We start from the raw sequence: 24,225 nt of genomic DNA on the forward strand, positions 1-24,225 counted from the left end.
GACGGAGAGCAATAGAGATTGTCGTCGACGATCGCGCAGCGCGCAAAGCACCGTGCCGATGTTGTCCAATCGGGCATAGTGCGATCGCCAGGGCTGCGACTTCCGCTTGGAATCAAAAGGCCACCTTAGCCCGCCGGTGTGGCATGTCCGCTCCTCACCCAGGAACGGACATGCCCGTAAACGGCCGCTCCGCGCCAGAAGCGGCCTCTCACTCCGATCGATGCGAGACCATTCGATTGATCAAGATATGTGAACCAGCGATTTCGCGACTTCACGCGCGCAGTTTAAGAAGGATTGGACCGCAGGGCTGAGCGTTCGGTTCCTCAGGAACACGATCTCGGCCGAAATTCGCGGGCCCGGGGATTTTAGCGGCAAAACCCTCAAAGCGGCCTGGTGCACGCCTAATGTCGCGACGGATGTCGGGAGAATTCCCACAAATTCTCCACTCGCTATGAGCGACACCGTGAGCTGAATCGCTATGGTTTTGACCAGCGGCTTCGGTGGTGCAAAACCATTGGCTCGAAATACCTCGCTGACGAGGGCGCCTGGCGCGCCGTCATAGGGTGGCAAGACCCAATTGCCCTTGATGATGTCCGTCAAGGTAAGTCGGCGCTTTCGCGCCAGTTCGCTGTGGGCGCCTACGACAAAGACAAAGGGTTCATCGAACAAGACTTCGGAGTGGAAATCGTCCTGCTGTCTCGTGGCCCTCGTCATCAGCAGATCGATCTTGCGTTCACGCAATTCCTGGATCTGATGGTCACCCGGATTCGTCAGCTTCACGTCAAGCTCGACACCGGGATACTTCCCCGAAAATTTTCGTACGATTGGCGGCACCAGACTGTGTAGAATGATGTCGGTGCACCCCACCCTCACCTCGCCTGTGTTCGGATCGGACAGATGTTCGAGCGAGCGAAGGCCCTGCTGCATTTCGTCGAAGACGTTGATGCCGCAGCGAAGCAGCACTTCGCCATGGGCGGTGAGTTCGACGCCTTGCGAATTACGGTCGAACAGGCGCACCCCGAGGGTGCCTTCGATTTCGGATATCGCTTTCGAGACTGCGGGATGGGAAATCCTCAGCCTGGCCGCCGCCTTCGCCATGCTGCCGGTGTCGGCAACCTTCATCAGGATATGAAGGTCACGCAACTTCAATTGGCGGCCGATTCGATCTGACCAGTCCATTTTCTAGCATTAACCTGGGGGTTACAGGGATACCGCAATTTTCGGTCTACCAGATAATGCTTGGGCCGACCAGAGTGTCCGCGGTTCGATAATTCACCCGGACCGGAAGTAAGGGCGATGCCATGATCACAAAACGAAGCCTGTTATCGCTGGCGTGCACCGGTGGCCTCGCCGCCATTTTCCCGGACGCGATCCGCACTGCCACAGCCGAGGCCGTTTCACGCATGCTGGTGGGCTTCGGCGCCGGCGGCGCGATTGACGTAGTCGCCCGAATGCTGGTTGAGGGAATGAAGGATTACGCACCTTCATTCATCGTAGACAATCGTCCTGGCGCCGGCGGGCGTCTGGCGCTCGGCGCGCTGAAAAACAGCCCGGCCGACGGCACCGCAATGATTCTGACGCCCGCCTCCTGCGTCGCGGTATTCCCCCACGTCTACAAGTCGCTTCGCTATGACGCGTTCAAGGACTTCGCTCCCGTCACCACTGTTTGCTCGTTTCCATTTCTGATCACGGTAGGCCCGTTGGTGCCTGCCGATGTCCGGACACTGGCCGACTTCGTGAAATGGTGCGCGGCCAATCCCAAACAGGCGACCTACGGCACGGCGGCGGCGGGATCGATGCTGCATTTCACCGGGATGAGCCTGGCCAAGGCCGGCCGGTTCGAGTTCGTCCATCTGCCTTATGGCGGTCCGGGCGGCATCCAGGACCTGATCGGCGGTCGGATTGCCGCAACGATCTATCCGATCGGCACGGCGTTGCCGCACGTGGAATCCGGCGCCATCCGCGCGCTGGCGACAACCGGTGCGCAACGATCCCCGCAGCTCGCCGATGTGCCTACCGTTCGGGAGGCCGGATATCCTGCGTTGGAAACCAATGAATGGTTTGGCGTCTTTGTTCCGGCCAATACACCAGCTGAAACGGTAACCCGCCTTAATGGCGCGATCCGCGCGTTGGTCAACACCGACGCGTTCAAAGCTGCCCTAGCCAAGCTTGCCGTCGACCCCGTCGCTGAAACGCCGAAGGAATTTGCGCAACTGGTCAAATCCGACTTCGACCGCTGGGGACCGATCGTGCGGGCCTCCGGCTTCACGCCCGAGGATTGAAGCGAGTCATGGGCAATTCAAATGGAACGCGCCGGCACCGGACGCCGGACCAGATTCTCGGACCCTATTTCCCAACAGGGCATGCGCCGGTCCTGCAGTTCGATCTGACTTCGGTCAACGGGATCGATGGGTTGGCGCAGGGAGAGATCATCGAAGTGACCGGGAGGATCCTCAATCTCGCCGGCGAACCTGTACGCGCCGTACCCGTCACGATCTGGCAGGCCAACAGCTTTGGCCGCTACGTTCACGTCAACGACTCCAACCCCGCGCCGCTCGACCCACATTTCGTCGGTTGTGTCGGCATTCGATCCGACGATGACGGCGTCTATCGGATCAAGACAGTGAAGCCCGGAGCCTATCCCGCAGGTCCGGACTGGATCCGGCCGCCGCACGTTCATTTCGAGGTTCACGGCCGGTTCGAAAGGCTTATCACCCAGATGTATTTTCCCGACGAGCCGCTCAATGCGTGCGACCGGCTGCTCAACGCCGCGCTACGTCCGGACTTGCTGATCGCAACGCCGGTTCCATCGGAAGCTGGATTCGGCCGCGTGCTGAATTTCGACATTGTTCTTGCGCGGGGATAGACGTTTTCTGTCGGCAAGACAGAAGCTTGTCGGTAGCCAATGTTGCGACTGGCCGCTTCGCGCCAAGAGCAGTCTCCCCTCGAGGTCGCGCTTTGGTCCTTTCCAAGCATTCGTTTGACATTCGCGCTGCAGGCATTCCAGCAGATGTGAAAATGGCGCCGACCGATGACTGTCTTTTTGCCCGCCAACGCGAAGTTCTGGATGCCGACGGACAGTCAGCCTCCTCACCGTAGACTGGTCCCCGACTGACCACCTTCCAAATTGATGAGCAAGTGAGGCGGTCGAGAATGACATCGGGATAGCTCTGATCAGTGCTGGCTCGAAGCGTACGGAATCTAGCCAGTGGGGGCCGTGTATGCCAAATAGGAGCTCCCTTGGGGCTACACCCTGGTGCGCGATGTGCAGAAGAGTAGGGGCTGCGTATCTTGTCGAATCGACAGTTGGGGGGAGACTCGACGTCTTCGGCCCGGTGATTGAGCTGCTGACGAGTCTTGCGGGGGAAGCGCATGACCCGTGTATCATGCGCGGTACGATCGCGCCGGGCGGCATCGTGCCGCTGCACAGTCACGCCGATCCAGAGATCTTCGTCCAGGAGTCGGGCACACTCGAAGGCCTGTCCCAGTCGGCGAGCGGATCCCGCTGGTTGCCAATTCGTCCTGGGAGCGTCTTCTATGTGCCGGGCGGCGCCAGGCACGGCTTTCGTGACCTTGCGCGCGAACCCGCGGTCTCGCTCGTCATCAGTACTGTCAGGATGGGCCGTTTCTTCGCCCGTATTGGCGTTGTGTTAGCTGGAACCGGAGCGCCGGAGCCGGTCACGTCCGAGCGGCTGCAACATTTCCTGAAAGTGTCGAATGAGTTTGGATACTGGAATGGCTCACCTGCGGACAATGCGGCCGTCGGCCTCAACGTGCCCTCGCCGACGACTTGAGGGTTGCGCACGTGCAAGGCCTGCCGGTAACCCGATTGGGGCACTTTCCCGCCCCCTGCGCTTCGTCGAAGGCCCGCTTTGCGCCAATTCCAGCCGTAGAAACTTCTTACCTAAGGAGACAGATACGATGGCCTATGATTAACCGTTTCGACGTCGAGGCCTGCGGCGGCCGCAAAGGACTTCGCGATGACATCCAGTTCATCTTGCGAAATCACGTCTTCGACCCGGGCGAATCCGTTCGGCGCTCGCTCTTCGGCGAGTTGCATCGCGGCCTCGGGTCCGAGATTCCGATTTCGCAGGATGATGTCGTTCATCATAGGCCTGCGGTCGGCGTCGTAACGGGCGAGCGCAGCGGCGGGATCGCTGGTTTCGATCAATGCACGCGTGAGGGCTCGGGCATCTAGGATGGCCTGCGAGCCGGCCTGGCCGCCGATCGGCTGCATCGGATGTGCCGCATCGCCCAGCAGTGTTACGCGGCCGAACGTCCAAGCCGAGACCGGATCGCGATCGACCAGCGGGAATTCATAGATGTTGGACGATCGTTCGATCAGCGCTGGCAAGTCGAGCCAGGAAAATCGCCAACCGCCGAAAGCGGAAAGGACCTTTTTCTTTTCGACCTGCCGGTTCCAATCCTCCCGCGACGGCGCCTGATCCGGCACCGTCATCTGGCAGATCCAGTTGGTCAGCAATTTGCCGCTCGCGGCCTTACCGATAGGATAGACGATGATGCGTTGATGAAAGTGACCTGCAATCACCATGGTTTGGCCATCGAGGAAAGGATCGGCTTCGATCGCCGCACGCCACAGGATCTGCTGCGCGAAGCGCGGCTCGCCTTCAGTCGGATAAAGTTGATGGCGCACGGCGGAATGGATGCCGTCGGCCCCAACGAGAATATCGGCCTCGTCGGTCAATTCGGACCTGGAATCTCGATCAACGAAGCGAACCACGACCTTGTCGCCGCGTTGCTCGAAGCCCGCAAACCTCAACCCGCTTCGGAAGTTTTCAGCTCCAATGCGGTCGCGGACGGCGTGAATCAGGAGGACCTGCAATTGTCCGCGGTGGATTGAAACCTGCGGCCACCGGTATCCAGCGGCGATTCCCCTTGGCTCGCCGTGGATGAGCTGTCCGAACTTGTTGCAGAGGTTGAGGCGCTGCGTAGCCATGCCCGACACCGAAAGTACGTCGCCAAGTCCAAGCTCGGTCAGCTCGCGGACCGCGGTCGGTTGCAGGTTAATGCCCACACCGAGCGGAGAAGGATCGCGCACCGCCTCATAGACCCGCACCGCTATTCCAGCCTGATGCAGGCTGAGTGCAAGGCTCAGCCCGCCGACGCCGCCACCGGCGACAATGACTTGCAGATGCTTCATTTCGCCGCCACGCGGGGATCACGGACGTTCCCGAAGGTCTCGAACTCGATATTGCGCAGCTCGCCATCGGCCTTCTCGACCTTGCGGATGTAGATGTTGTGCACGACATCTCCGCTGTCGCGATCGATCGACATCGGACCGCGCGGGCTCTCCCAGCTCATGCCCTTCATAGCGGCGACCAGCGTCTTGCCGTCGGCCGAGCCGCCGGTCTTCTTCAGCGCTTCATAGATGAGATGCATGCCGTCATATCCGGAGACCGCCATGAAATTCGCGCGGGCTTTGGTCTCCTGCTGATAAGCTTCGGTGAACGCCTTGTTCAGGGCGGAGGCATGCGAGGCCGAGTAGAAATGCGCCGTGACCGTGCTCAGCATCGCGTCGCCCATGTTCTGCAAGGCTTCGTCATCGGAGAGGTCGCCCGGCCCGATCAGCGTGATGCCGGCCTTGTCGAGCCCGCGCTCGACAAATTGCCTGGCGAAAACCGCGGCCTGTGTGGAAGGGATGAACACGAACAGGGCCTGCGGGGACGCGTCCTTGACGCGCTGCAGAAATGGCGCAAAGTCGGGGCCGCGCAACGGCACGCGGATCGCTTCGACTACCTGGCCGCCGGCGGCCTTGTAATTGTCGGTGAAGGTCTCTTCCGCCTCTAGGCCAGGCGCGAATTCGGTTACCAGCGTGACGGCCTTGCTCAGCCGTTTCTTCATCGCCCAATCCGCCATGATGGCCGATGATTGCGCCAGCGTGCAGCTTGTCCGCACGAAGAATGGGGATTTCTCGACGACCGCAGTCGTGCTCGACAACATGATTACGGTCGGCTTCTGGGCTTCGGTCAGCAATGGAGCGCTTGGTATGAGATCGGCCGTTAGACCGCCGCCGATGACATCGACCTTGTCGTTCACGACGAGCTCCTGGATCAGGCGCTTGCCGGTCTCGCCAGAGGAGGCATCGTCCCTCACGATCAGCTCGATCTGCTTGCCGGCCACCCGATCGCCGTGCTGTTTGATGTAAAGGCGGGCGCCCGCGATCACCTGCTGGCCTGCCGCCGCGAGCGGGCCGGTCAAGGGCATCACCATGCCGACCTTGACGGTGCCCTGCCCGGAGGCGCTGGCCCCGGTGGCGATTGAAATGGCGACAACGGCAGCTCCGAGAAAACATTTTCTACGCATCGCTGTGCCCTCCATAGCGTCGGCTCGGACTTTGGGAATCCGCCGATCGCAAGTTGCAATCCTGCCTCTCTCGGCTGTAGCTTGGAAGTCTGATTTTTGGACATCCCTGTAGCCTAGAGACTAAGGGGGCGAGAATGGATTGGTCGGACCGGATCGGTCGCCGTATCAGGCTGCGCGATCTTCACGTCGTCCTTGCGGTGGCGGAGGCGGGCAGTATGGCCAAGGCCTCACAAAAACTGGCGATCTCGCATCCCGTCGTGTCCAAGACAATCTCCGATCTCGAGCATACGCTCGGGGTAAAATTGTTTGACCGCACTTCGCAAGGGGTCGAACTGACCGCTTATGGTCAGGCCCTGCTCAAATGCGGCGTGAATGTTTTCGACGACATGCGGCAAGGCCTGAGGCAGATCGAGTTCCTGACGGATCCAACGTCAGGCGATCTCGCCGTCGGTTGTCCTGAAATCATGAACGCTGGCATTATGCCGGCGATCTCGGCGCGTCTGTTGCGGCAACATCCGGGCGTACGTTTGCAGGTGGTCCATGCCGACATGGCGCTGCTGCAGTTCAATCTATTGCGCGAGCGCAAGGTCGAGCTTCTGATTGGGCGGATGCCGGACCCTTTTGTCGAGGACGATCTGGTTTCTGAACCGCTGCTGCAGGAACCGTTTGTCGCGGTCGCTGGCGCGAGCAGCCAATGGGCGCGCCGGCGTCGCGTCGAGCTTGCAGATCTGATGGGCGAATCCTGGGTGCTTCCACCCCATGACAGCACGCCGGGCTCGATTATTTCGGGACTCTTTGCCGCCAGTGGATTGAAGTCCCCAAGGGTCGCGGTCGCGACGCTATCCGTTCAACTGACCACTACGCTGATCGCAACCGGCAATTTCGTCGGCATCTTGCCCAACTCCGTTGCCCGCTTCAGCGCTGGACGCGTTGGGTTGAAGATCCTGCAGACAACGATACCGGCCACCCGCTATTCGATCGCGATCCTCACCGTCAAGAACCGTACTCCAGGACCGTTCGCGAAGCTGTTCATCGAACATGCGCGAGCCGTGGCAAAATCGTTATCGATCTGAGCAGCGTGTCTCAGTTTAGGGAATCACGGACATATTGAATTGGCTCAATGACCGCTTCGCGCCGATATCTCGCGAAAGCCGATGTTTGGACGTTTCTACCACTGCAATGCTCGCTAGGAGCGATACGAAGGTCCGTGGTCGTTTTTGTGAAAGGTGTTGTGGTCCTTCACGCCGCGGCGAACGAAACGCATCAGCGGTCCTAAAAAATTTCTTTCGTCAGCCGGAAAAGACTTTTTCAACAGTATCCGCCAAAAGCGGCCGTTCCATATCGCTCATTCCGCGCATTGAGCCCTCGGCAGCTGACCGGTGCAAATCCGTGAAACAGAACGCAGCACTCAACGGGTGCGGTCCAGGCCTCGCATAGCGCTGAGGCTTAGAGCCCCCATCCCCCGGACACTTCGATACGCTGAGCGTTGATCCAACGATGAGAGGGGGACAGCAGCGCCGCGATAACAGGTCCGATATCGTCGGGCACCCCGGCGCGCCCCAGCGCTGTCTGCGACGCGATGAAAGCATTCACCTCAGGGATATCGCGCAGCACCCCTCCGCCGAAATCCGTTTCGATTCCGCCGGGCGCGACAACATTCACGGCTATTCTGCGTTCCCCAAGTTCCTTCGCGAGATAGCGCGTGAGCACCTCGATCGCACCCTTCAGGGCTCCATAGACGGCAAAGCCGGGCAGAGCCACCCGCGCAAGGCCGCTCGACAAGTTCACGATGCGACCGCCATCGGCGATGATCGGCAGGAGCTTTTGCGTCAGGAAGAACACGCCCTTGAAATGAACGTTAACAAGGCGATCAAAAAGCTCTTCCGATGTCGTCGCGAATGGGGCATCCAGCCCGATGCCCGCGTTGTTGACGAGAGCGTGGATGTTCTCGTGTCCGAGTCGACCGAGCTCGCTGCGCAGAGAGGCGGTAAAGGCGTCGAAAGAGCCGACAGCAGTGGTATCCAATCGTAAGGCGACCGCCTTGCGGCCGAGCCCTTCAATCTCGCGCACGACCTCGGCCGCTGCATCTCTGTTGCTATGATATGTGATGATGACGTCGAAGCCACCTCTTGCAGCTGATATCGCCGTGTTGCGGCCGAGACCACGGCCGCCGCCGGTCACGAGGATCATCTTGGGTGTGGAGTTTTGATTGGACATGATGGTTCTCTTGCGGGGCTAAGGAGAAAAGGACGTCAGACGAGGGTCTGAAGCATGCTGAGGCTGTAAGGGATCAAAGGCGTGCCGTTTCGGACACGGTGCGGCCAATCGGGGTTGGCGATCAGCGCTCTTCCCACCGCCACGAGGTCGAAGTCGCCGCGGTCCAGCCCTGCGAGCAGCGGGGCGAGATTGTTCTCGGGCAAGCTGCCCTCGCCACGCATCATCTCGGCCATCGAGTTGTTGAGCGTGACCGAGCCGACGGTGATCGTCGGCTTTCCCGTTAGCCGCTTCGTCCAGGTCGCGAGATTTGCCTCTGTGCCGAACTCACCTTCCCAATATCTGCGTTGGGACAGGTGGAATGCGTCGACGCCGGCCCTCGCGAGGGGGCGAACGATAGCAGCCCATTCGTCCGGGCTGGCCACGAGCCGCGCGCTATAATCCTGTTGCTTCCAGGTCGACAGCCGCAGGACCACCGGGAAATCCGGCCCGACATTCGCGCGGATCTTCTGAATGACCTCGGCGGCGAAACGGGTTCGGCGGCCGATGTCGCCGCCATACTCGTCCTCGCGTTGGTTGGTTTGATCCCAGAGAAACTGATCGATGAGATAGCCATGCGCGCCGTGAATTTCGACGCCGTCAAAGCCCAACTCCTTTGCGGTGCGCGCTGCGGCGCCGTAGGCCTCTATCACGCCACGAATTTCGCTTGGGGTTGCCGGCCACCCGACCCGTTCGAAAGGCAGACCGTTCCCTCCGATGATGCCGGAAGGGCTGAAGCGGTCGTCGCTGCCGGGACCACCGTCATAGAGACGCCCCACGCCGTCGACCTGCGGCTTGCGGACCAGCCCGACGTGCCAGAGCTGTGCGAAGATCCGCCCTCCCGCGTCGTGCACTTGCTCAACCACCCGCCGCCATCCGTTGAGAGCGTCATCGCCGTAGATGCGGGGCGCGTTTTCATCGTGTCCCGCGCTGGCATGAGGGATAAACGTGCCTTCAGTAATGATGAGGCCGACGCCGCCCTCGGCTCGCTGCCGATAATAGCGTGCGACATCCTTACTCGGCACGCCTCCGGGCGACATGGCGCGGGTCATCGGGGCCATCGCGATACGGTTGCGCAGTTCGAGACCACCAATCCGAGTGGGCTTGAACAGGACTTCGAGAGAGTCAGGGATATTCGTTTGGACGGCCGACAATTTGTGCTCCTGCGGAGTCAGGCGCGGATGGGGACCACCCCTCCTCAAATGCACCCTTATATGATACATTTAAAGTTATAAATGCAACCATATCAGATACATTCTCACAGAATTGTGTGAGCTGCACCTGCGGCGACGAGGTAAACACATGATTGATCTACGCTTTTCGACCGCGCTCCAGATGGTGCTGAGCGTGGCACTGGCGGATCAGGATGGCTTCCGGTGCACGAGTCGAACTCTGGCGGAGGGCCTCGGCACAAACCCGAGTTTCATTCGCAAGCTGCTGATCCCGTTGACTCGTGAGGGCATGCTCGTCGCAGCGATCGGCAAGGGCGGCGGTCTTCACCTCGGCCGGGCGGCCGAGCAGATCACATTGCGGGATCTCTATCTTGCAGTGATGGAGGACAAAAAGCTCCTTGTCGGCCGGGAGGATGTTGCGCCCCGATGCAGGATCAGCGCCAATATCAACGGGTTTTTTGCGGAGGTCGCCACCGACGCCGAGACTGCGATGTTAGATGCTCTCGGCCGTCGGAACATCGCGGATAGTCTTGCCGAGCTTCTGCGTCGCGATGCCATTCGCATGAAGCGAGTGACGAAAACGGCGAATGCCGCCGAATAGCCGAGCTTGGCCGAGCAGTGGCCGATGAGTGTCGCGCCGCCGAGTTCATGCTTCTGGCCGTGATTCGTCGCCCAGAAAGCTCGGCTGGCCCGTCTGCGCGGCAGAGTTTCTGAGCCTGACCAGCCCGCATGGTGGCGATCTCAAGAGATTTGTTGTCGGGCACATTCGGGCCGGGCCGGCCCAAACCCGCTTCCAGCAACAGCACGTGCCGGCTGCGAATCTTCAGACAATCCGGCGGCGCCAACAGAGTCGTCGCCGCCGACAGTCACATTGCATATGACATCATTTCTCGACATTCCAGAAGATCGGGATGGCAAACGGAAATCAGGTCGCCCTTTGGAACGTGCTGATGCTGCTCGCAGTCGTCGAACTGCTTCTCCACCTGCCCAACAGGTCCGCCATAACCGACCGACGCACGATCGTTCGCGTGGTCCTCACGTGGATGCGGGTCGGGTGGCGGGTGGAGGTACGGTAGGCGTCGCCGCGAGCGAGCGCTGGGTCTGTGCACCCCATAGCTTGTTCGCCGGCCGGTCCTGCGCGTCAACCGCTATGGACCCGCTTCGTGTGCACCGACGCGCGTGATTGAAGCACTTGTTCAAATGCCTCTGCCGGGAGCGGCTTGGAACACAAATACCCCTGAAGCTCATGGCAGCCTTCCGCTTTTAGAAAGTCCGCTTGTGCCGCGGTTTCGACCCCTTCAGCTATGACCTCAAGTCCGAGGTTGCTTCCCATGCCGATGATAGAGCGTACGATGGCCGTATCCTCGGGGGCGGATTGCGCACCGATCTGCTGGATGAAACTTCTATCGATCTTTATTCGGGTCAGCGGATAGCGCGTGAGGTAACTTAGCGATGCGTAGCCGGTACCGAAGTCATCGAATGCAATGCCTATGCCCTTGGCTCGCAGCTCTTTCAAAGGTGACAGCGTCCCTTCCTCTCGACCGAGCGCGATATTCTCGGTAATTTCGAGTTCAAGAAATTCTGGAGCCAAGCCGCTTTCCGACAAGGCTTGCTCCACATCCTGCAATAGGGTGCCGTTGCGGAATTGGGCAGGGAAGAGGTTCACGCCCATACGAATGGACGGCAGGCCTTTCGCTCGCCAGCAGGCTGCTGTCTTGCATGCGCTATTGAGTATCCACCGGCCGGTTTCGATCGCGACAGCACTTTCGCAGAGTGCATCTATGAATGCTCCCGGCGCCAAAATACCCCGCTCCGGGTGCTGCCAGCGAAGCAAGGCTTCGGCGCCTACGATTGAACCATCGCTCGATCTTACCTGAGGCTGAAAGTACAGGAGGAACTCTTGATTGGCGAATGCGCGCCGAAGCTCCATGTCGAGTTCACAGCGACGTTTCGCCTGCGAGCGTAAGGTCGGTACATACAAACGGCATAAACGCCCACCGGCAGCTTTCGCGTCATAAAGCGCGAGGTCGGCGTTGGCGAGCAAATCGTCGACAGTCGAACCGTGGTTAGGCGCAATAGCGACGCCCGCGCTCACGGCTATAAATAATTGATGGCCGTCGAAGTCAAATTGCCCGCCGAGGCGTTTCAGAAGGGTCTCCACGACACCGAATGCAAGTATCGGGTCGCCGCAATCTGAAAGCAGCAGCACAAATTCGTCTTCGCCTAGCCGATAGACTTGGGCCTTTTCCGGTGCGGAGGTCAGTCGTCGCGCGACCTCCTGCAAGAGCTTGTCGCCAACCGAATGGCCCCGTGTGTCGTTAACGTCCTTGAAAGCGTCGAGGTCGAGCGTCGCAACAGTGACCGGAAGCGCGGGATTGCCTGCGCGCTCCCTCAAGATCGTGTCGAGGTCCTTGTGCAAGCTGACGCGGTTGGGAAGCCCGGTGAGTTGGTCAATATGGGCGAGGCGACGGAGTTGCTCTTCGGCCGACTTCCTTTCGGTCATGTCGCGGCCAAAGAAGAAGTGCTTTTGCTCGGGCTCGGACCACACGCCGGACCAGGCCAGAGGAACGATCCGTCCGTTTTTGTGAACGTATCGGGTTTCAAAATTGCGCATGTGGTGCTGGCCTGTGCGCGCCAACTGTAATTCCTGCCGCGTGGCTGCGAGGTCATCCGAGAAGATAAATTCCGCACCATTATGACCGATCATTTCGTCAGGCCGATAGCCGATCGTCGCCAATGAACTAGGACTTACCCTTCCAAGGACTCCGTTCCGATCGGTGATCAGAATCAAATCCAGCGATGTATCAAAAAGCCGCCGCCGCTCTTCAATTTCCTGATTGAGAGCCTGCGTTTTAATGCGGATATCCGCATCCGCTTCAGCGCGCTCTTTGGAGGCCAAGGGAAGCCATCGGAGCACAAGGAGGCCGAACACGGCGCAAGCCGCGATGACATTCATTACCTTCGGAATGATGAGATAGCCGGGATTGCCGAGTACTCCGACGATGGCAGCCGGAAACAGCCCGTACTGACCGCCAAAGTAAAGCCCGAAATAAAGGTTCTCGATGATGTTCCGAACGGTGTCGATCGCGATCACAAAAAGCAGCAGTCGCACCGCGCCAAAGGTCCGAGGATTGCGGATGAATGCGACCCCAGCGGTAGTGAGAACGGCAAGCCACAGAGCGATGATGACCCAATAAATCAGTGCCGCTGCGAGGTTCATGTGCGGAGATCCCAAGACGATACGTCGTCCATCTATCCACGGCTGTGATAACGGTCGGTTGATTTCGAATGATTCCCGGTCGTTGAACCTAAGGGCGCGTTAAATGACCCGCGTGAAGCAAACCGCGCCTGATTTTCGGTTAGTGCGGGTTGTTTTTCGCTAATAGCGATGGTTTGGTAGTCTCACGGAAGCCCAGCTCTTCCCACGAAGCGAGTTTAGATCGGCTCTGTGGGCAAGCCGAATCGGCCGTGTAGGCATCGACTTTATGAAAAAGCTCTTTTCGACGACGGATGTGGATCCTCGGCACCGCTTCGATTATTGGCATAGCGTCGCTTGTGATAATCTTGTCGGCCATTCTTCAACGCCTGAATGCCGGCGGACCTTCAACGCCGAGCTCCAAGTCGGGATGCTGGCTGGCATCGGACTTGTGCTGTTCGAAAACTCTCCGATGGACGTGTCCCGTACGGTAAAGCATGTCGCGCAATCTCAAGGTGACGAATTGTTTATCTGCCGTCAGACCGCCGGTTTGCTCACGCTCGAACAGGACGGCCGCCAGCTCGTTCTCGGCGTGGGCGACGTAACTCTGCTCGATCCAAACTTGCCATATGCCGCAAGATTCTCGGCGGCTTCATTGCTCGTTGTCAAAGTGACGCGGAACGCGCTCGAATCTCGTGTCGGAAGGATTCGCGATCTGACCGCGATTGCGTTGAAGCCATCCAAGCCCGAAAACCGTTGGACCTCATCGTTCCTCGCGATGCTGCCAAGTGTCTCCGGTCGGCTGACCGTCACCGCACAGGAAATTGCCAGCAGCCAGGTTCTCGATTTAGTCGCGATGTCCCTACTGAATACCTCCGGCTCATCGAGTTCGCGGATTTCTTCGAGGTCGTTGTTGCTATTGCGCGTGCGCTCAGCAGTTGAAGCGCGCCTGAGCGACCCGAAGCTCAATGCCGCGGCCGTGGCCGAGGCTGCCGGAGTGAGCGTCCGTTACGCCAACGGCTTGCTCGCTAAAGAGTGCACCTCGATCATGCGGCTTGCACTAGCCATGCGGCTCCAACGCTGCCGACAAGCGCTGGAAGACCCGCTGCAAAATCATAGGACCTTGAGCGAAATAGCCCGAGGATGGGGCTTTTCCGACATGACCCACTTCGGACGAAGCTTCAGGGCCATGTACGGCGTGCTACCGCGCGACTTCCGGAAAAGCGCAAAACAACCTTAACCGGCCTGGCGATTACAATTTCGGCATTCAGTAAGCGCTCGTCCTGACATCAATTCGACGACCCGCTTCGCCTCGTGGCGTTCAACACGCTCGAACATTGGGCCAAGTGTCGCTTTTCATGATCCTGCCTACCGCCAGATGAATGTGGTCCTAGCTCAGAGCACCGACTGGGTACCAACGACATTGAATCGTCAACACCGCCACAAGCGGGCGCTCGTCGACGGTCCGGGTCAAGTGTGCCCACTGGGATGCAGATTTTTAGTTAAGAGTCGGCGTTCGCACTATCATCGGGCGACGCGAACGATCTAGGAAACACAATAGCTATTTGAGTCTGTTGCATTCGCTTTGCACGCCGCTGACGCGGCTGTACATTGCGCAACGCATGCTCCTGATAGTCCACAGTTCTGAGCACAAGAGGTCCGACCGGTGTTCGGGATTCTGGTTCAGTTCGTCTATCTGCGGGGCTCAGGTTTGCGGCGCTGATCTGGATCGTCATGCTGGCGCCGCTCGGCTTCGTGCTGGCCTTAGGCCTCGGCATCCAGCGAATGAGCGCCGGAACGGCGATGATGCTGTTGGGCAAGGCACGGGAGTCCAAATAGTGACATCTTCCAATTCAACGCATTTGCCGCCTCACATCGTGAGGGTTTGCACCCGAATTCGCAACCTGCTGGAGCGTGCAGCCGCCTCGCCTATCTTGGAGACCTCTGTTCGGCATGATGGGATGCTTCAACCGCGGCTCCAACGACACCGAATGTAATTGTGTTCGTATCGGATACCGACAAATCCGTGCGTTGATACCGCGACCACATGGCCTGACAGTAGGATCAGAACCGGACCTTGACGGACGATATGATCGCCAATTCAGCTTCGTACGTTCCGTTATCCGTCCCGTCTATGTCGAGGGGGCCTGTTTTGAATTTGCGAGTGACGGCATGATTTGCGCTATTCGGTAATCGGGTGGCTCGCCTCGCGAAGACTCCTATCGTGCTCCAACCAAATAGGAGCACGACATGCGTAAGTTTCACTCTATTGCCGCCCTTTGTGGCGACGGTCTCCGGCCCGAGCTGCAAGCACTGTTCGATCGGTTAGCTGTCGATCCCGACTCAGAGCTATTCGTACGCTCCGACGGCATGATCCAGTCCGGCCCTGATCCCGTCTCCGAGACCGCAGTCGTGAACCCCATAGCTCCAAAACGAGTGGCCTGATTTGAAATGGCGAGTGGGCCTATTTCGGGCAGAAATGACCCCAGCCTCGGGGGAGCAACTGGGGCAGTCTTTGGGAACAGTGTCGGGGCGGCCCGGCACGAATCCCAGAACGCTGAAGGCTGATTTCTAGGAACCGGCCCCGAGCCGCCCAAGTTATCGGCGAGGCGTCAAAGACATGGGGCCGTCATGTGGACGCTGGCGACGTTGGTAACTGCAGCCGTGCTGATCCCGACCCTTGCCATGATTGGATTCGTTCGAGGCCGACGAGCTGAAAACCGAGCCCAGGCCGCCGAGTGGGCTGCGTCGCAAGAGCCCAAATAGGGTACTGGTCTGATTCGACCCGTAGTGGTCTGGTCTGAAATACGCAGTGGTCTGCTTTGCTTAAACTACGGTCTGCTGCAATGCATCAGTCCGGTCTAGTATTTGAGATATGGCCGTTCAACCCAGCGACTATTATCTCATTACTTCTCGGCGGGGTGTGTCCCCTGATCGCTGGAGCTGGGAGATATGCCGCAAGAGCAGCCCATTGGGCATTAAGATAGTCGGAGACGGGTTCCAATCCGAGATGGCCGCCGAATTTGCCGGGAAACGCGCGCTTGCGGATTTTCTATCCGATTTATCGAAAGAAGAAAAACGGAAGTAAGGCCGCCTTGAGAACGATGCGCGCTGCCGCCCCGGTTCTGAGCACGCACCTTTGGACACACAATGTAGTGGTGACTGTCACAGCTTCTTTTCGGCCAGATTTCGAAATTCGTCGGGGACGAAAGACGAGGTGCCCAGCGCCACCGATCTGTATCCGATAGCATCCCAGCCGAAGCGATCGCGGATCCTGTCGACGGCATGGTCGGCCGCCCAACGTGCCATGCCCCTTTTGTTGCCAGGGCCGGGGCGGGCGTGCTTCCTCTGTAAGCCCAAGCGGGATTTCCTCCACATCCCAGTGCTCATCGAGATGCGACACAGAAAGCGCCAGGAGCGAGATGGCTTTCTTGTGAGGGTGATCGCGCGTCGGGTCGAGCGCCCTTCAGTTCGCCATCTCCATCATCGGGGTCATCGACGGTTAACTTATCTCGTCGACCCGGTCGGGTAGAAGGCGACATAATCCTTGATCTGCGCCATCGCTTCAAATGGAGCCTCATAAGTCCACACCGCGTTGCGTGAACGATCACCGCCAGCAGGAATGCTGTAGTAGGAAGCGTCGCCTTTGTAGGGGCAATACGAAGTGTGTTCGCTGCGCATAAGCGCGGCCATATCGACGTCCCGACGGGGGATATACCGAACGGGCGGATACGACGCCTCGCGAATTGTCAACGCAGCGCTTGTGTCGGCGATGAGCGCTCTCCGAAGGTGTGCTCATAGCGCTTGTTCTTCTGGACGGCCGTGAATCATCACGATCTGAGCTCCAATTATTCGGCTGGCACCGCATCGGGCACGAGCGCAAGGGCTGCTTTCGCGCAATCGACGTCGTGCTGCACCGTGGGAGCCCCGCTCACCCCGATTGCCCCGACGACTTCTCCGCCCACCTTGATAGGAAAACCTCCTCCGTACGCCGCCACACGCGCAAGCGTGGGGATCCCAGCCAGAAGCGACGGGTCGCGCTGGATAAAGTCGAAAAAGTCCTGGGTGGAGACGCCGAACAGAGCTGTGTACGCCTTGTTCTGCGCAATCTCGATGGAAAGGATCGGGGCCCCATCCATCCGGCTAAAGGCCTTGAGATTGCCGCCGTCATCGAGAATCGCGATGTTCTCGGCGACCCCCATTTGTCTGGCTTTTGCCACCGCTTGATCGATCATCTTCTGTGCCAGCTCGGAAGAAATGCTATGCTTTGTCACTACGTTGCCCATGGGGCTCCTCCCACCATTTGAAATGCGTTGCGCGCCAATCGGGTTTGGTCGCAACAATCGACTGCCGTGACCAAGCCCGATCGATGAAGCGCGAACGAGAAAGCCCTCAGAGTCAGTGGCTCTTGCCGCCATCGACGTGGAGGACATGGCCGGTGATGTAGGAGGCTCCCTCCGACGCGATGAAGACGATCGCGTTGGCGATTTCTTCCGAGAGGCCGAGACGCGCCATCGGAACGGTCGCCGTCAACGCCGCCTTGTTCTCCGGCGTGCCCGTGAAGCGGGTCAACATGCCGGTGTCAATCGGGCCAGGCGCCACCGCATTGACACGTATCCCTGACTTCGCGAGCTCGAGCGCCACCGACTTGGTGATGCCTTCGACGGCGTGCTTGCTGCCGACATAGATCGGGGCCCCCGCCGCGCCCTCGTGCCCATAGGTCGAGGAGATGTTGATGATGGTCCCGCTGCACTGTCCCTGCATGACGCGCGCTTCGTGCTTCATGCTCAGGAGTACGCCGAGAACATTGGTGTCGAACGTCGCGGAATAGCTTTCCGCGGTCTGCTCCGTGATCGGGCCGGGTTTGCCTTCGGTGCCGGCATTATTGACCGCGATATCGAGACGCCCGAAGCGCTGGACGGTGCGGTCGACGAGGCGACGGACATCGTCTTCCTTGCGCACATCGGCCTGGACGAATTCGGCTTCGGCACCGAGCGAACGGAGTTCGCGAACCAGTGCCTCACCGGCATCCGGCTTGCGCCCAGAAACAACAACGCGATCGCCGGCTTTCGCGAACGAGACCGCCGCAGCGCGGCCGATGCCCGTGAGGGCCCCAGTAATGAGAACAACTGATGATGGCATGATTATCTCCTTGATAAGAAAAGGTTTCTGTGGCCGCAGTCTCCTACCGGGTATTGTGAGAGGGGTCGGTTGCGGCGTTGGCCCAACATGAGCGTTCTCGACCAATTGAAAAACGGGCCATAATTCCAAACATATCGGACATGGGTGTCCGATATGGAGGTTCGCGGATGGACAGTCTGGTATCGCTCAATGCGTTCGTTCGGGCCGCCGAAACCCGAAGCTTCACGGTTGCGGGACGGCAGCTTGGCGTGTCGTCATCAGCGATCGGCAAGTCAGTGGCTCGGATGGAGGAACGGCTCGGCGTGCGCCTCTTCCATCGCAGCACGCGAAGCATCACACTCACCGCGGAAGGCGCCCTGTTCCTCGATCGCTGCCGGCGCATCTTTTCTGAAATCGAAGCAGCCGAGCTTGAGCTGTCGCAGACACACGACGCCCCGCGCGGCACGCTGCGTGTCGGTCTGCCATTGGTCGGCATCCTGATGATACCGACGCTCGCGGCGTTCATGCGGACCTATCCCGAGATCATGCTGGATCTCGATTTCAGCGATCGGATCATCGATGTGATCGAGGAGGGTTTTGACGCCGTGGTGCGCTTCGCCGACGCCGGCGACACGCGCTTGATGTCGCGGGCCTTGGGCACCTATCGCCGGCGCCTGGTGGCGGCCCCGGCCTATCTCGCGGCCAAAGGTGTTCCCAAAACCCCTGATGACCTCAAGGCTCATGCCTGTCTGCACCACAGGTTTCCGACCAGCAGACGGTTCGAGCAATGGCCCGTGCCGCCTGAGCAGGCCGGCGTCGAGATTGAACTGCCGAAAACGGCGGTCGCAAGCACGCTTGAGCCGCTGATCTATATGGCCGAGCAAGGCCTGGGCATCGCCTATTTGCCGGACTTCGCCATCGGTCGGCAACTTCGTGAAGGCCTGCTCGTCACCGTGCTCGACGACTACACCGACCGCTCCGGACCGCTTCGGGTGCTGTGGCCGTCGAGCCGGTACCTCGCTCCCAAGCTCAGAGCTTTCGTGGACTTTCTCGCCGCAAACCTTATCCCCGCCGTAGAAGGCGAAGCAGACAGCGGGATAGGTTCTAGGAGACGTTGATCTCAACCGGCGCGCCGGATCGGCGGCGAGGAGATGCGCGCATAAAGGCGTGCCGAATCGCACTAGATCGTATCGTGCCGTAGAAAATCGTGGAGCGGATGAAGGGAATCGAACCCTCGTCCTCAGCTTGGAAATCGACGAATTGCGCAACGCGTGCAAACGGATACGTCGCGGACATGCCAAAATCGGCGCGAATGACCCGGGCCGACCTCGGTACGGCCCGGGCGTTCGATCTCTATGTCGCCGACAGCGCCAGGGCGCTGGAGAGCTTCGCCGGATTAGCGCGGGATAAGAGTCATTATCAAGAGACTAAGCGTTAGCCCAATAGAGGACATCATAAACACCGGCACAAACGACTCGAAGCCGATCTCTGGATCTCCACCCACTGCTCCGCGCCGAAGAACTCGGTCCACGCTTGTCTGCATCGTCATTATGATTCTCCCGTCTGTCGTTGGATTTGCCGTCATCTGAAGAACGACGAGAGAGGCCTTATCTGGATCGACTTAGGTACGACATAGAGGAAGCCTGCCTCCCTGTGGCATCACGTCCGCCCTTGGCTCGTTTGAGGCATGGTCACGGCCTATGAAAGCGTTCGTTTATCGGGAGACACCGGAAGTAACTGGCCGAAGAGCAAAACGGCGCTTCTGACCGAAATCGGACATCGAAGCTCAGCCGCTATCGGCCCAAATCGTTCGAGACCGGGAGGCGGACGGTTGCTCGAAGACCTTTCGAGGGGGGACCCGAAATATTCTCCAGCACAACAGTCCCCCCCAGGCGATCAACGACGCGTTTTACAATCGAGAGGCCCAGTCCGGTGCCATCTTCGGACGGGCGGCTGCCGCGGAAGAACGGCTCGAATATCCGATCGACGTCGCCCGGCGGGATACCCGGTCCGGTGTCTTCAATCTGAACCACCGCATCGCGCCATTGCAAAACAGGAAGGCCAACCCACCGCTGCCGCCGTCGATCCCGGCAAGCCGAACTGTCCATGCTGCGGCGGTCGCATGATCGTCATCGAGGTCTTCGAACGCGGTTGTACGCCACGGCATCGCCCGACAACTCCAACGAACCGCATCAGGATCGACACATCATGATCGCGCTTCAATTCCGCAAATCTGCTCGTTACGCTCGCCGGCTCTCGACCCGCCACGGCAGAGCGCGCTCAGATATAGAGTTGTCGCCTCAAATCGTCCGACAATTCATCGCGTGCGACGCCATCCGCAGCTCATTGGTCAACCGCTCAACCGCCGAACATCTCGTTGTATCGGCGCGATTCCAATCAGTCGGCTCACCCGTGGCGCTCAAATCGCCATAGCGCCTGCGGCACCGCCGCACGTTCCCCAAGCGCGCTTTCCTCCCTTGGAGGCTTTCGGACGCCGGCCGCCGAACTCGCGGCCACGTCATTCATGCGGCCGGCATCCGAAACCCTTCACAAACTGAGACCTCGCACCCGGTGGGTCGGCACTTCTGGTCTTCGCTCGGAAGCGGTCATCGTCACGGCCGCTCGGCATGTTTCAAAAGGGCCAACAAGCGACTCGTGCAGCGCCGCAATCGAGAGCATCGACGGAACAATTCAGTCGTGGCGTCTAAATTGAAACCTGCCGTCCGATCTCAACGACTTGATCGCTGGGGAGACTGAAGAAGTCGCTAACATGGACGGCGTTTCGCTCCATTACAGCAAAGAACCGCTCCTGCCAGGCAGGCAAGCCCATGCCGTCTTCGCGGCCGACCACTGTCTCGTGTCCCACATAATAGGTTACGTCGTCGAGGTCGATGGTGCATCCCATCGCCTTGCCGGCCGTAAGCAGTTCCGGAATATGCGGGCGCTCCATGAAGCCGAAACGCGCTTCCGCACGCCAGAATTTAGGCGCGACTTCGTCGATAGTCATGCGGTTGATGGGCGCAACCCACGGCACTGACAGGATTTCCACGCGCAGCACGAAGAGGTGTTCATGCAATGCGCGATTATGCTTGACGTGCCAAAGCATAACCGGCGGCGTATCCCGCTCGGTTCGGGTCAGAAACACGGCCGTGCCGGGAACACGAGGAATGTTTTTGGATTGAATATCTTTCATGAAATTCGGCACCGGGATCAAATATTCATGCATTCGCGTCATCACGGCAGCCGCTCCGCGATGCCAGATCCACATCACGCTATAGACAGAGATAGCCAGGATAAGCGGTACATATCCGCCCTCAGCAATCTTTGTTAGGTTAGCAAGGAAGAAGGCGTTATCGACCATGAGAAAGACGGCTGCGACAGAGCCGGCAGCCAACATGCTCCAGCCCCAGATCTCGCGCATCGCAATGAAAAGCAGTGCCGACGTCATCAGCATCGTCAGCGAAACCGCGATACCGTAGGCAGCCGCCAGATTGGCGGATTTGCCAAATCCGATGGTCAACCCAATTGTCGCGATCATCAGTAGCCAGTTGACGACGCCGACATAAATCTGGCCGTAGCCCTCCGATGAGGTCTGCTTGATCCGCAGCCTTGGCAGCCAGCCAAGCTGAATTGCCTGCCGTGTCATCGAGAAAGCCCCTGTTATGATCGATTGGCTGGCAATGATCGTCGCTACTGTCGCCAGCGCAATGAGCGGAATTAGGAGCCCGCCGGGACAAAGCCGAAAGAAAATATTACCGTCCGTCGGGGCGCCTTCGAGAACCAGCGCCGCCTGCCCGGCATAGTTGAGGATCAAACTGGGGAAGACGACCGCGAACCATGCCAGCGTAATGGGGCCCCTGCCGAAATGGCCCATATCAGCATAGAGGGCTTCAGCGCCGGTGACGCAGAGAAACACCGCTCCCAAAACCAGAAAGCCGGTGGCCCCATGTGAGAACAGATACGGCCGCGGAGAAACGATCGCCAGCGACGAATTCGGCATCCGTCAGCCTGGCGTCGAAATCGTTGTAGAAGTTCGAGATGCGCCGCTTGCTCCGCTCGACGAACGACTTTTCGAGCTTGCCCTTTATCGAATGGGATACCATGGTCGAGCCACGACGCATGGCTTCCGGGGCGTAGCTTCGACCATCTTGAACGAAAGCAATCTTTTCAATCGGGATTGGATTGAACGTCAGCTCGCGCACGTCGAAAGAAACGAGGTTCGCCGCGCCTATAATGCAGCGGAGTGGATGCCAGATCGCCGTCGGATGATGCAGTGGTGGGGTGATTACATCACCGGCGCCACTTTTGAAGGCGACACGATCGTTTCCCTGTCGCGAGCGAGCTAGATCTCCAGCCGAGTATGCGGTCTTGCGACGCCGACAGCGCTGTATGGCAGAATCAAAATCAGGCGGGACTGCGAGCAAATCGACGTCCGTTTGAATTCTGCGCGAATTCGACCATAGCCACGCCGACTGCTCACAGGTCGGTTCAGAATAATTTAGTCGGAAGAAAATTCCGCGAGGCAGTCCTGCCGGGTGCGCCTACCGGCGAGAGGCAAGTGTTGGACCCGGAGATTTTGCTTGATCGGCGGGGTCGCTCTGCAGTGTCGCTCGCCGTTCGGCGACGGCATGATCGAACAGTTCAAGGACCAGTCCGAATGCGGCCAGGTCACCTTGTTCGATCGCTCCATCGTCGTAGCACTTCAGTGTTTCGCCGATGATCGCGTCGACTTCCTGTTGCGATGTTAGAATGTCCTGTTCCGAACCGGCATTGCAAAGCTCCGAGACCACGGCGAGAATCCGGTTGCGATGGCTGGTGGTGTCGTCCCGGTCGTCCCGGTTCAGATAGCGACGCAGCCAGGCGGCGGCCGAACCGATCCCGGAAAGAAGAAGCAAGGCGAACCAGAAGTAGTCGCTGTACTTGTCCAGAAAGGTTCGCTCGGTACCGTTAATGACCGCCGCGGCGCCCCGATGCACGGAGGGCTCCGCCTCCTTCTCCGTCTCGGGCTTCGTGATGTGCGCGGCGCCGGCGACACGTTGCGCGATCGAGTCGCGGACAGCAAAAAGCTGCCGGTAGAAGGCCGCCGCCTTTGCTTCTGACAGTTCTTTTCTGGCAAGGATGAGATGGTTGACGCTAATGGTGTCGACCTTATCCTCGGGCCATGCCGGTCTCGCGTTGAAGACACTGCCCGGAATTTCCTCGGCTTCGTAGCGGGCGTTTTTCAGAGCGATCGCCTCGGATGCTTCGACCGGAAGGAACTTCGGAGCTCCGCGCGATCGCGAAGTCGCCGCGATCGCGGCGGCAGTGATCCGGCTGTCGAGCGGACCGACGGCGAGATACGCATCGAGGGTGGCGTCTTGCGCAAGTTTTTCGATATCTTCGGTCCCGAATTGGACCGTCGCTACCTTGTCCGGCTCGACTCCGGAGCCCACCAGAATCGTCCGCAGGAGTGCGAGGTTGACTCCGGTCCGTCCTATAATGCCGACTTTGCGACCCGCCAGATCGGCGATTTCTCCGATCCTGCGGGTGGCCTTCTTCTTGGAGTCTTTGCCCGGTCGCCCGGAGGGCGACCAAAGGACGACGTAGTTCTTCCGCAGGACGGCCAGTGTCTGCGCGTCGGCAGGCATGCCAAGGTCGCCGCGACCGATTGCCAGGTCGGCTTTGCCGGCGCCCAGCAGGGCCATGGATTCGGCCGCTCCTTCCGTCGTGATCGGGGAGAGCTTGACCATCCTGCTTTCCTCTTCGAAAGCCTCGGCCATCGCTTGGACCACCTGATGATCGTCGCTGCCTGCGGGTCCGACGGCGATCCGGAGGGTTTCGGGCTGCAAGACGTAGAACAGGGTGGCCGCGGCGGCGCCGAAAACAACAAATCCCAAAGCCAGCACGATCAATAGCCTTCGTTGGCGTCGATCGTGAGCATTCCTGACTGGGTAATCGGACGGTGACATCAGCATGAACCTACGTGAACAAAACGCCTACTTAGGAGCTACAAGTTCGCCGCCGGGAACCTGGGCGAACCCGTGTCCGATCGGAATGTTCCATACGCGCGAGAACGAGTTCACGAAGGGCCCGGATTCGACTGCCAAAGAATACCTCTTCGCGCGCCCATGGCGAGCCGGCTTTCGGCAATGAGCACGTCAAGAGGGGACGACGGACCGC

The 24,225-nt window shown here is 59.4% G+C and carries 21 protein-coding genes and 2 pseudogenes; 9 read left to right on the plus strand and 14 right to left on the minus strand.

Annotated elements, in window-relative coordinates:
- Positions 1 to 240: 240 nt before the first annotated feature.
- Positions 241 to 1,179 (minus strand): LysR family transcriptional regulator, encoded by a 939-nt coding sequence (locus UP10_RS41190; RefSeq protein ID WP_044592853.1) that lies wholly within the window; start codon positions 1,177 to 1,179, stop codon positions 241 to 243.
- 224 nt (positions 1,180 to 1,403) lie between these two features.
- Between UP10_RS41190 and UP10_RS41195 the strand changes: the two genes are divergently transcribed.
- From UP10_RS41195 to UP10_RS41205, 3 genes are all read left to right on the plus strand, one after another.
- Positions 1,404 to 2,282, plus strand: a complete 879-nt coding sequence (locus UP10_RS41195; protein WP_245322208.1) for a tripartite tricarboxylate transporter substrate-binding protein — start codon at positions 1,404 to 1,406, stop codon at positions 2,280 to 2,282.
- An 8-nt stretch (positions 2,283 to 2,290) separates the two neighbouring features.
- Complete coding sequence (locus UP10_RS41200) at positions 2,291 to 2,866, plus strand: dioxygenase family protein (protein WP_044592855.1); 576 nt, start codon at positions 2,291 to 2,293, stop codon at positions 2,864 to 2,866.
- A gap of 520 nt (positions 2,867 to 3,386) precedes the next feature.
- Complete coding sequence (locus UP10_RS41205; protein WP_197087026.1) at positions 3,387 to 3,794, plus strand: cupin domain-containing protein; 408 nt, start codon at positions 3,387 to 3,389, stop codon at positions 3,792 to 3,794.
- Positions 3,795 to 3,904: 110 nt separating this feature from the next.
- On the opposite strand, the gene UP10_RS41210 is transcribed toward UP10_RS41205, so the two are convergent.
- Positions 3,905 to 5,161, minus strand: coding sequence for a flavin-dependent oxidoreductase (locus UP10_RS41210; RefSeq protein WP_245322209.1), 1,257 nt, complete (start codon positions 5,159 to 5,161; stop codon positions 3,905 to 3,907).
- A complete protein-coding gene (locus UP10_RS41215; RefSeq protein WP_044592923.1) occupies positions 5,158 to 6,324 on the minus strand; it encodes an ABC transporter substrate-binding protein in 1,167 nt (388 codons plus the stop codon). Before UP10_RS41215 ends, UP10_RS41210 begins: the two co-directional genes overlap by 4 nt.
- 134 nt (positions 6,325 to 6,458) lie before the next feature.
- Here UP10_RS41215 and UP10_RS41220 point away from each other — a divergent pair, with 134 nt between their 5' ends.
- The gene (locus UP10_RS41220; RefSeq protein WP_044592857.1) at positions 6,459 to 7,397 is read left to right on the plus strand and encodes a LysR family transcriptional regulator; all 939 of its coding nucleotides are present in this window, start codon (positions 6,459 to 6,461) and stop codon (positions 7,395 to 7,397) included.
- Positions 7,398 to 7,770: 373 nt separating this feature from the next.
- Here the strand turns inward: UP10_RS41220 and UP10_RS41225 are convergent, their stop codons facing one another.
- Positions 7,771 to 8,541, minus strand: a complete 771-nt coding sequence (locus tag UP10_RS41225) for an SDR family NAD(P)-dependent oxidoreductase (protein WP_044592858.1) — start codon at positions 8,539 to 8,541, stop codon at positions 7,771 to 7,773.
- Positions 8,542 to 8,576: 35 nt separating this feature from the next.
- Positions 8,577 to 9,731: an NADH:flavin oxidoreductase gene (locus UP10_RS41230; protein ID WP_245322211.1), complete on the minus strand. Its 1,155-nt coding sequence runs from the start codon at positions 9,729 to 9,731 to the stop codon at positions 8,577 to 8,579.
- A 148-nt stretch (positions 9,732 to 9,879) separates the two neighbouring features.
- Between UP10_RS41230 and UP10_RS41235 the strand changes: the two genes are divergently transcribed.
- The gene (locus UP10_RS41235; protein ID WP_044592859.1) at positions 9,880 to 10,350 is read left to right on the plus strand and encodes an RrF2 family transcriptional regulator; all 471 of its coding nucleotides are present in this window, start codon (positions 9,880 to 9,882) and stop codon (positions 10,348 to 10,350) included.
- 540 nt (positions 10,351 to 10,890) lie between these two features.
- On the opposite strand, the gene UP10_RS41240 is transcribed toward UP10_RS41235, so the two are convergent.
- Positions 10,891 to 12,969, minus strand: coding sequence for a putative bifunctional diguanylate cyclase/phosphodiesterase (locus UP10_RS41240; protein WP_050044070.1), 2,079 nt, complete (start codon positions 12,967 to 12,969; stop codon positions 10,891 to 10,893).
- A 265-nt stretch (positions 12,970 to 13,234) separates the two neighbouring features.
- Between UP10_RS41240 and UP10_RS41245 the strand changes: the two genes are divergently transcribed.
- Entirely contained in the window at positions 13,235 to 14,185 is a 951-nt protein-coding gene (locus tag UP10_RS41245) for an AraC-like ligand-binding domain-containing protein (protein ID WP_044592860.1), read from the plus strand.
- 1,635 nt (positions 14,186 to 15,820) lie between these two features.
- On the plus strand, positions 15,821 to 16,033 hold the full coding sequence (locus tag UP10_RS46855; RefSeq protein WP_502692454.1) for a DUF3622 domain-containing protein: 213 nt from the start codon (positions 15,821 to 15,823) through the stop codon (positions 16,031 to 16,033).
- Positions 16,034 to 16,110: 77 nt separating this feature from the next.
- On the opposite strand, the gene UP10_RS45015 is transcribed toward UP10_RS46855, so the two are convergent.
- The 4 genes and pseudogenes from UP10_RS45015 to UP10_RS41260 form a co-directional block, all read right to left on the minus strand.
- Positions 16,111 to 16,254: a hypothetical protein gene (locus UP10_RS45015; RefSeq protein ID WP_156180772.1), complete on the minus strand. Its 144-nt coding sequence runs from the start codon at positions 16,252 to 16,254 to the stop codon at positions 16,111 to 16,113.
- A 198-nt stretch (positions 16,255 to 16,452) separates the two neighbouring features.
- A pseudogene (locus tag UP10_RS43785) lies at positions 16,453 to 16,722 on the minus strand (DUF427 domain-containing protein); the annotation flags it as partial.
- A 71-nt stretch (positions 16,723 to 16,793) separates the two neighbouring features.
- Positions 16,794 to 17,231, minus strand: a complete 438-nt coding sequence (locus tag UP10_RS41255) for a GlcG/HbpS family heme-binding protein (protein ID WP_044592862.1) — start codon at positions 17,229 to 17,231, stop codon at positions 16,794 to 16,796.
- A 112-nt stretch (positions 17,232 to 17,343) separates the two neighbouring features.
- Positions 17,344 to 18,087 carry an SDR family NAD(P)-dependent oxidoreductase gene (locus UP10_RS41260; RefSeq protein WP_044592863.1) on the minus strand — a complete coding sequence of 248 codons (744 nt, stop codon included), beginning with the start codon at positions 18,085 to 18,087 and terminating at the stop codon, positions 17,344 to 17,346.
- Positions 18,088 to 18,254: 167 nt separating this feature from the next.
- Between UP10_RS41260 and UP10_RS41265 the strand changes: the two genes are divergently transcribed.
- Positions 18,255 to 19,184, plus strand: coding sequence for a LysR family transcriptional regulator (locus UP10_RS41265; RefSeq protein ID WP_044592864.1), 930 nt, complete (start codon positions 18,255 to 18,257; stop codon positions 19,182 to 19,184).
- Positions 19,185 to 19,859: 675 nt separating this feature from the next.
- Here the strand turns inward: UP10_RS41265 and UP10_RS46860 are convergent.
- Positions 19,860 to 20,174 carry a sensor histidine kinase gene (locus UP10_RS46860; RefSeq protein WP_082077561.1) on the minus strand — a complete coding sequence of 105 codons (315 nt, stop codon included), beginning with the start codon at positions 20,172 to 20,174 and terminating at the stop codon, positions 19,860 to 19,862.
- On the opposite strand from UP10_RS46860, the pseudogene UP10_RS46865 reads away from it, so the two are divergent.
- Positions 20,111 to 20,278 (plus strand): annotated as a pseudogene (locus UP10_RS46865) (IS91 family transposase); the annotation flags it as partial. The gene UP10_RS46860 and the pseudogene UP10_RS46865 sit on opposite strands and share 64 nt — an antisense overlap.
- 492 nt (positions 20,279 to 20,770) lie before the next feature.
- On the opposite strand, the gene UP10_RS41270 reads toward UP10_RS46865, so the two are convergent.
- From UP10_RS41270 to UP10_RS41280, 3 genes are all read right to left on the minus strand, one after another.
- Positions 20,771 to 22,066, minus strand: a complete 1,296-nt coding sequence (locus tag UP10_RS41270; protein WP_245322213.1) for a KUP/HAK/KT family potassium transporter — start codon at positions 22,064 to 22,066, stop codon at positions 20,771 to 20,773.
- Positions 21,957 to 22,490: a glutathione S-transferase family protein gene (locus tag UP10_RS46870; protein ID WP_197087027.1), complete on the minus strand. Its 534-nt coding sequence runs from the start codon at positions 22,488 to 22,490 to the stop codon at positions 21,957 to 21,959. The genes UP10_RS41270 and UP10_RS46870 overlap by 110 nt, the downstream gene beginning before the upstream one ends.
- Before the next feature lie 117 nt (positions 22,491 to 22,607).
- The gene (locus UP10_RS41280) at positions 22,608 to 24,014 is read right to left on the minus strand and encodes a TAXI family TRAP transporter solute-binding subunit (protein WP_044592927.1); all 1,407 of its coding nucleotides are present in this window, start codon (positions 24,012 to 24,014) and stop codon (positions 22,608 to 22,610) included.
- Positions 24,015 to 24,225: the final 211 nt, after the last annotated feature.

The organism is Bradyrhizobium sp. LTSPM299 (genome assembly GCF_000938235.1).
Classification (GTDB): Bacteria; Pseudomonadota; Alphaproteobacteria; order Rhizobiales; family Xanthobacteraceae; genus Bradyrhizobium.

Excerpts from the sequence above, each read along its gene's own strand:
- UP10_RS41210 (WP_245322209.1), bottom strand. The coding sequence starts at position 5,161 with ATGAAGCATCTGCAAGTCATTGTCGCCGGTGGCGGCGTCGGCGGGCTG.
- UP10_RS41235 (WP_044592859.1), top strand. The coding sequence starts at position 9,880 with ATGATTGATCTACGCTTTTCGACCGCGCTCCAGATGGTGCTGAGCGTG.
- UP10_RS46860 (WP_082077561.1), bottom strand. The coding sequence starts at position 20,174 with ATGGACAGTTCGGCTTGCCGGGATCGACGGCGGCAGCGGTGGGTTGGC.
- UP10_RS41190 (WP_044592853.1), bottom strand. The coding sequence starts at position 1,179 with ATGGACTGGTCAGATCGAATCGGCCGCCAATTGAAGTTGCGTGACCTT.
- UP10_RS41225 (WP_044592858.1), bottom strand. The coding sequence starts at position 8,541 with ATGTCCAATCAAAACTCCACACCCAAGATGATCCTCGTGACCGGCGGC.
- UP10_RS41245 (WP_044592860.1), top strand. The coding sequence starts at position 13,235 with ATGAAAAAGCTCTTTTCGACGACGGATGTGGATCCTCGGCACCGCTTC.
- UP10_RS41280 (WP_044592927.1), bottom strand. The coding sequence starts at position 24,014 with ATGTCACCGTCCGATTACCCAGTCAGGAATGCTCACGATCGACGCCAA.
- UP10_RS41195 (WP_245322208.1), top strand. The coding sequence starts at position 1,404 with ATGCTGGTGGGCTTCGGCGCCGGCGGCGCGATTGACGTAGTCGCCCGA.
- UP10_RS41215 (WP_044592923.1), bottom strand. The coding sequence starts at position 6,324 with ATGCGTAGAAAATGTTTTCTCGGAGCTGCCGTTGTCGCCATTTCAATC.
- UP10_RS41205 (WP_197087026.1), top strand. The coding sequence starts at position 3,387 with ATGCGCGGTACGATCGCGCCGGGCGGCATCGTGCCGCTGCACAGTCAC.
- UP10_RS41265 (WP_044592864.1), top strand. The coding sequence starts at position 18,255 with ATGGACAGTCTGGTATCGCTCAATGCGTTCGTTCGGGCCGCCGAAACC.
- UP10_RS46855 (WP_502692454.1), top strand. The coding sequence starts at position 15,821 with ATGGCCGTTCAACCCAGCGACTATTATCTCATTACTTCTCGGCGGGGT.
- UP10_RS41240 (WP_050044070.1), bottom strand. The coding sequence starts at position 12,969 with ATGAACCTCGCAGCGGCACTGATTTATTGGGTCATCATCGCTCTGTGG.
- UP10_RS45015 (WP_156180772.1), bottom strand. The coding sequence starts at position 16,254 with ATGGCACGTTGGGCGGCCGACCATGCCGTCGACAGGATCCGCGATCGC.
- UP10_RS41270 (WP_245322213.1), bottom strand. The coding sequence starts at position 22,066 with ATGCCGAATTCGTCGCTGGCGATCGTTTCTCCGCGGCCGTATCTGTTC.
- UP10_RS41255 (WP_044592862.1), bottom strand. The coding sequence starts at position 17,231 with ATGGGCAACGTAGTGACAAAGCATAGCATTTCTTCCGAGCTGGCACAG.
- UP10_RS41260 (WP_044592863.1), bottom strand. The coding sequence starts at position 18,087 with ATGCCATCATCAGTTGTTCTCATTACTGGGGCCCTCACGGGCATCGGC.
- UP10_RS41200 (WP_044592855.1), top strand. The coding sequence starts at position 2,291 with ATGGGCAATTCAAATGGAACGCGCCGGCACCGGACGCCGGACCAGATT.
- UP10_RS41220 (WP_044592857.1), top strand. The coding sequence starts at position 6,459 with ATGGATTGGTCGGACCGGATCGGTCGCCGTATCAGGCTGCGCGATCTT.